The 5,317-nt window shown below is 63.2% G+C and carries 6 protein-coding genes and 1 pseudogene; 1 reads left to right on the forward strand and 6 read right to left on the reverse strand.

Features of this window, described 5'->3' with window-relative positions:
• A pseudogene (locus AACR77_RS06445) lies at positions 1–460 on the forward strand (prephenate dehydrogenase dimerization domain-containing protein); the annotation flags it as partial.
• Positions 461–574: 114 nt separating this feature from the next.
• Here AACR77_RS06445 and hdfR read toward each other — a convergent pair.
• The 6 genes from hdfR to AACR77_RS06475 form a co-directional block, all read right to left on the reverse strand.
• Positions 575–1,450, reverse strand: coding sequence for an HTH-type transcriptional regulator HdfR (hdfR, locus tag AACR77_RS06450; RefSeq protein ID WP_039038620.1), 876 nt, complete (start codon positions 1,448–1,450; stop codon positions 575–577).
• Positions 1,450–1,806, reverse strand: coding sequence for a DUF413 domain-containing protein (locus AACR77_RS06455; RefSeq protein ID WP_010674239.1), 357 nt, complete (start codon positions 1,804–1,806; stop codon positions 1,450–1,452). Before AACR77_RS06455 ends, hdfR begins: the two co-directional genes overlap by 1 nt.
• Before the next feature lie 291 nt (positions 1,807–2,097).
• Positions 2,098–2,580, reverse strand: coding sequence for a serine protease inhibitor ecotin (gene eco, locus AACR77_RS06460; RefSeq protein WP_010674240.1), 483 nt, complete (start codon positions 2,578–2,580; stop codon positions 2,098–2,100).
• Between the two features lie 194 nt (positions 2,581–2,774).
• Positions 2,775–3,332: an Lcl C-terminal domain-containing protein gene (locus tag AACR77_RS06465; protein ID WP_042880439.1), complete on the reverse strand. Its 558-nt coding sequence runs from the start codon at positions 3,330–3,332 to the stop codon at positions 2,775–2,777.
• Positions 3,329–4,696: an Lcl C-terminal domain-containing protein gene (locus AACR77_RS06470; RefSeq protein WP_042880441.1), complete on the reverse strand. Its 1,368-nt coding sequence runs from the start codon at positions 4,694–4,696 to the stop codon at positions 3,329–3,331. The genes AACR77_RS06465 and AACR77_RS06470 overlap by 4 nt, the downstream gene beginning before the upstream one ends.
• Positions 4,697–4,746: 50 nt before the next feature.
• Positions 4,747–5,317: proprotein convertase P-domain-containing protein (locus AACR77_RS06475; protein WP_042880442.1), on the reverse strand; the 571-nt coding region annotated here is incomplete at its 5' end.

Genomic DNA, 5,317 nt, shown 5'->3' on the forward strand with positions numbered 1-5,317 from the left:
GCTCTTCCGATCTCACAGTATGACCATCTGGGGGGCGCGTTTGCAGCAGGTGGAGGCCAGGGCCCACGACGAGGCGATGACCTTCATTCAGGCGCTGCGCCACTTCGCCACCTTCGCCTACGGCTGGCATCTCTCCCGCGAGCAGGCCAACATCGACCGCCTGCTTGCCTTAAGCTCTCCTATCTACCGGCTGGAGCTGGCCATGGTGGGACGGCTGTTTGCCCAGGATCCCCATCTCTACGCCGACATCATACTGTCGTCGCCCCAGAACCTCGCGATGATCCGCCGCTACTACCAGAACTTCGGCGAGGCGCTGGGCCTGCTGGAGCGGGGAGACAGGGAGGGCTTCATCGAGGCCTTCAGCCAGGTCTCCGGCTTCTTCGGCGAGCGGGCGGAGGAGTTCCTGCGCGAGAGCCGTACCCTGCTGGCGCAGGCCAGCGATCGTCGTCATCACGGCTGATGCACAAAGACATCCATATAAAAGGGGCCTGATGGCCCCTTTTTCATGTTGTTTGTGCTGCACCGATAACCAGGGTAGATGAAAACACAGGTCTGGGCGTGAAATCGCCCTGTTTCATTCGGCAGGCGGTTGACGCAAGTCGGCGTCATGCCAGCCCAGCGGCAGGGTGAGCAGCTGATCGATCAGCTCCCGGCGGTCGGATTTCTCCAGATAGGCGAGGTAGAGCGGGCGGCTCAGGGATTGGCCCCCTTCCACCAGATGAAGCTGCCCCTGCTCCAGGAAGGGGCTCACCATGCGCCTTGGCAGGTAGGCGGCGCCGCCGTTGGCCAGCACGAATTGCAGGGCCATGCTGGCGGAGCTTGAATGCAGAACTGGGGTCTTCTGCAGGCTCTGCAATCGGCTCGATGGCGGTTCGAAGCTGGTGCCCCAGTCGAGATGAATGTGGGGCATCTGCATCAGGCTGTCGGCGTTTGCGGCCGGCTCCCGGCTCACCAGTTCGAACACCAGCTCGCCGATGGGGTGCAGGGCAATCTCGTCGATCTTGGTCGGCTCGGAGAGCAGGGCCAGATCGAGGGAGCGCTCCAGCAACTGGCGACAGAGGTGCTCGCGGGAGGCCGTTTCGAGGCGCACCGCGAGGCCGGGGGCCAGGGCATAGACATGGTTGAGCCAGTCGTTGAAGTCGAGCTCCCAGAAGACGGCGGGGGCGCCGATGGCAAGCTGCTGGCTGAAACCGGGGGAGAGGGCCACGTCCTGCTTGGCGCGCCCCAAAGTATGCAGAATGGCGTCTGCGTAGGGCAGCAGACGCTCACCGGAGGCAGTCAGGCGGATGTTGTTGCGATGACGGGCAAACAGGCTGACCCCGAGTTGCTGCTCGAGCTGGCGGATCCGGAAGCTCACCGCCGACTGGGTCAGGTAGAGATTTTCAGCCGCCCGGCCAAAGTGCCGGGTCTTGCTGACCTCGATGAAGGTCCGAAGCAGCTCGGTATCCATTAATCGAGGGACTCGTCGCTGCCGCCACCGCCGCCTTCAAAGCTGCCACCCGCATCTTCATTGGCGCCGCCAGCGACGGTGCACAGACGGTGCACGCGCTTGGGACCAATCACCTTCAGGTATTTGAACCACACCTTGGCGTGGGGGTTGTTGCCGGCTGCGCCGGATTTGACCTGTTCGATAAAGGCACTTTCTACGTCATCGCGCGGGGCCAGGTTGCCCTGATAGAGCGCCAGCATCACGGTGCCATATTTCTCCAGACTGTCCGCTTCGGCCACGGTGAATTCGCCACTGCGACGCAGGCCACGGGGAAAATGTTTGAAGTCGTTGAAACGCTTGTCTGATTCGAAGCTCATAGTGCTCTTGTTCTGGTTAGTTTGACCTTTGCGGGCAAGTATCATCAGGCCGTCGCAGAGTGCAAAATCAATTTTCTTACTATGTTAATAAATATCTTTTATCGAACAGGGTTTGTCGCATCCCGCGGGGGCATTTTGCGGTGCGCTGCACAAAAAAGCCTGAAAAATAGTGGAGTTATGTCAGATTTTGTACAGGAAAAACCGCTCAAAAACGGGCTCGGAAGCTAAAAATAAGGCGCCGTATGGCGCCTTTTTGTCATCATGACTGAGCTGAACCCGAGTGCGCGGCACTCACTCAATCATGGCGGGCTGTGCCAGGTTGTCGGCACGCCACAGACGATAGCGCACCTCGTACTCCTGGGGCACATAGATGACGAAGGGCAGCTTGGAGTTGTAGTTCACGAAGAAGCCCTGACCGTAGATCTGGACGAAACTCTCCTTCTTCTGGCCGTCCGGGCAGGCCATCAGGGTGCTGACGGGGCCGGTGACCTGGCCCAGGGTCAGGTAGTTGTAACCCCAGCCCTTGACGCTGTGCTGTTCCAGATTGCCCGCAAAGCGGGGCAGGTTGCAGTCGACCAGCATCTTCTTGCCGACTTGCAGCTCGACCATCATGTCGGCTTCGTTCTCGACTTCCGGCAGACGGATCACGACACGTTCCTGGTTCACTTCGGCGGCGGGGAACATGCTGATATCAAATTTTTTCGGTTCGGCGGCGAAGGCATGGCCACCCAATAACAAGGCGCCCAGCAGGCTAAAACGCAACACGGTTTTCATCTGTACCTCTTGGGATTGGTTCAACGCCGCTAGACTAACCGCTCTGCCGGTTTCACGCCAGCGCTGCGGCGTGCAAAACCGCCCTGAACAGGCATCACATGACGCAATTTGATGCTTTTTTGACGGCCAGGGTCACCCTGGCGCTTCTTGCCTCGTGTCAAACAGGGGGCCGGGTGACCCCCATGGCCAGGCTGTCACTTCACCAGCAGAACCTGTTTCGCCCAAGAGCGGGGGGCGCGCTGGGCGACGGAGCCGCTGGTGATGTCCAGGTAAGCGACGCCCTGAAGGGCCGGCACCGGGGTGGAGGACCAGAGATAGACATAGCCGTCGTTCACCTCCTTGCCATCCCCGGCCATGGCGCGGGGGAAGATGGTTTCGTTCAATGCCGGTTTGTAACAGGCGGACTCCAGAATGCTGGCGAGCTCCTTGATGGTGGGCAGGCGCCAGTCGTGATGACCACCAAAGCCATACAGGGCATGGCTCGGTTCGGTGCGGATCCGTTCCGCCGTCTGCAGTGCCTGTTGCCAGTAGAGGCGGGTGGGTTCCCCCTCGCAGCTCTGGTTGCGCCAGGTCTGGCCGAGCTGGCAGCGCATCCAGGTCAGACCGGTGCCCCTGTCGGTGACGGTGCCGTTGCCGTGATCCTGGAAACGGGCGGTGGGGCTGGTACGGGGCAGGGCGTCGTCGCAGATGGCGATGGCCAGTGCCAGGGGGCTGCACAGGGTGAGCAGCAGGGTCAGAAGATACTTGTTCATCGGGTTACCTCGGCCACCAGGCGCAGTTGCAGACCGTTGGCGTCATTGCTGTTTTGAACTGAGGTGGGATAGTCGGCACCGGCGTCCTCGCCGAGGAAGATGTGGGCGATGGCGCTCAGAGGCGCGCTCTCCAGCCGACGGGACGGGGTCAGGGTCTGGCTCCAGTAATAGCCATCGAAGCCATTGAGTCCGGTGCCGACATCGGGGAAGTAGCGCACATCCAGGGTGACGAGCTGGCCATCCTGGCGGGCGAGGGAGCCGTAGTGCTGCAAACTCATCAGCTCACGGGCGTGGGGCAGGCGCCAGTGGGTGATGCCGCACAGTTGCTGTGCATTGAGCCACTGACGGTACTGCTCCGTGGTGCAGATGGCCTCCCCCTCGGGACAGGCGTAATCCCGCTCCTCCTGGGTCGGGTGATAGTTGTCGAACTCCCAGGCGAAGGTGCGGTGCAGATCCCTCGGACTGTCCGGATCCGCCAGCTTCTTCTCCCAGACGAGGCCGGTATTGAGATCCTCCACGCACTCCCACTCGTCGGCATTGTCCGCCAGGGGTTGCCCCTTGCCGTCCAGCTTGCGATAGCGCAGGGGCGCCAGGCCCAGGCTCGCCTCCTGGCCCGGGTGATCGGCAGGCTCCTGGGTCAGCAGATAATCCACCCCGTCCGTGTAGGTAGTGACGCCACCTGCGGTCACCAACGCCCGGGGTTGCTGCTGCTGCAGCACGGCGGCGAGTCTGGCCTGCTGGCTCAGGAGCTCGGGGCTTGCGGCAAAGTGCCGGGCGAGCTCGGACAGCAGGGTGACCAGCCCCTGCCAGATCTGCAGGCGGCGCTCGCTGGCGGCAAAGGTGGGCAGGGTGGCCTTGTCATCTAAGGCGGCGAGGGCCAGCTCGGCGAGGGCGCGGTTGAAGTCGCCCAGCTGCGCCAGTGCCGCCAGATCTGGGCCGGGGTGAAGGGGGGCCAGGGCGAGCAGCACGTCCGTCAGGGCCTGAGCCGGTGGCAGCCCGTCCGAGATACGCGTCTGCAGCAGGGTGCTGAGGGGGCTGGGGGTGAGGTGCTGGTTGTCCTGGCGAGCCGCCGGGTGGGCCAGGGGCAGGGCGGCGGGATCCGCCGGAATGAACAGCAGGGGAGTGGTGAGCAGATCAGGGGGGCGCCGGGTCAGGGAGTGGGCACCGGCCTCGCCGCTGACGGCGGGCTCATTGGCTTCGCAGCCGTCGTTCTGGTTCAGGTTGATGCACAGGGTGCCCGCAGCGGGCAGGCTGACCGTCAGGCGATAGTCCGGCGCGGTCAGGGGAGCCTCGTCCGAACCGCCGCCACAGGCGCTGAGCAGGGGGGCCAGCAGGCAGACGATCGGGGTCATTCTCATGGTCATGGTGTGTCCTTGGAGGGGCCTTGGCCCCTCTCTTCTTTATATAGGGAGAGTCAGAGGCGACGCAGACGGCGCCACAGGGCCAGCGGCAGCAGCCAGAGCAGGGGGAAGGCCCCCCCGCCACTGCTGTCCGAGGTATCGAAGCGGATGATGCCGTCATCCGGCACGGGCACGGTGTTGCCGCACTGGGCGCCGGTACGCTGACTGATGCTCCACCCGTTCAGGAAACCCTGATTGCCCGGTTTGCTGTCCACCACCTCCAGGGTCCAGCGACCGGCCAGGGGTTCTCCTTCGAAGGCGCTGAAGGGTTGCAGGGACTGCAACTCGGTGGGGAAGACCCCTTTCAGGCTCGGCAGGGGGCTGTAACCCTTGTCCCAGATCTGGACCCGGGTGCCGGCGGGGGAGCTGAGCCAGATCTCCAGCTCATCCAACGCCTCGTGCTGCAGAACCAGGCTCAGTTGCAGCCTGTCGCTCACACGGGCATCGCTCTTCTCCAGCAGCAGGCTGGTTTCGCTCAGGCCGCGCACCTCCTCGCTCTGGGCATCGTTCAGTCGCTGTGACCGACCACTGGCCCGGCTGATGACGGGGGTGCCGATGGGCAGGGTCAGGGATTGCTGCCACTGG

The organism is Aeromonas sp. ZOR0002 (assembly GCF_963866995.1).
Classification (GTDB): domain Bacteria; phylum Pseudomonadota; class Gammaproteobacteria; order Enterobacterales; family Aeromonadaceae; genus Aeromonas; species Aeromonas caviae.

Excerpts from the sequence above, each read along its gene's own strand:
- hdfR (WP_039038620.1), bottom strand. The coding sequence starts at position 1,450 with ATGGATACCGAGCTGCTTCGGACCTTCATCGAGGTCAGCAAGACCCGG.
- AACR77_RS06455 (WP_010674239.1), bottom strand. The coding sequence starts at position 1,806 with ATGAGCTTCGAATCAGACAAGCGTTTCAACGACTTCAAACATTTTCCC.
- eco (WP_010674240.1), bottom strand. The coding sequence starts at position 2,580 with ATGAAAACCGTGTTGCGTTTTAGCCTGCTGGGCGCCTTGTTATTGGGT.
- AACR77_RS06465 (WP_042880439.1), bottom strand. The coding sequence starts at position 3,332 with ATGAACAAGTATCTTCTGACCCTGCTGCTCACCCTGTGCAGCCCCCTG.
- AACR77_RS06470 (WP_042880441.1), bottom strand. The coding sequence starts at position 4,696 with ATGACCATGAGAATGACCCCGATCGTCTGCCTGCTGGCCCCCCTGCTC.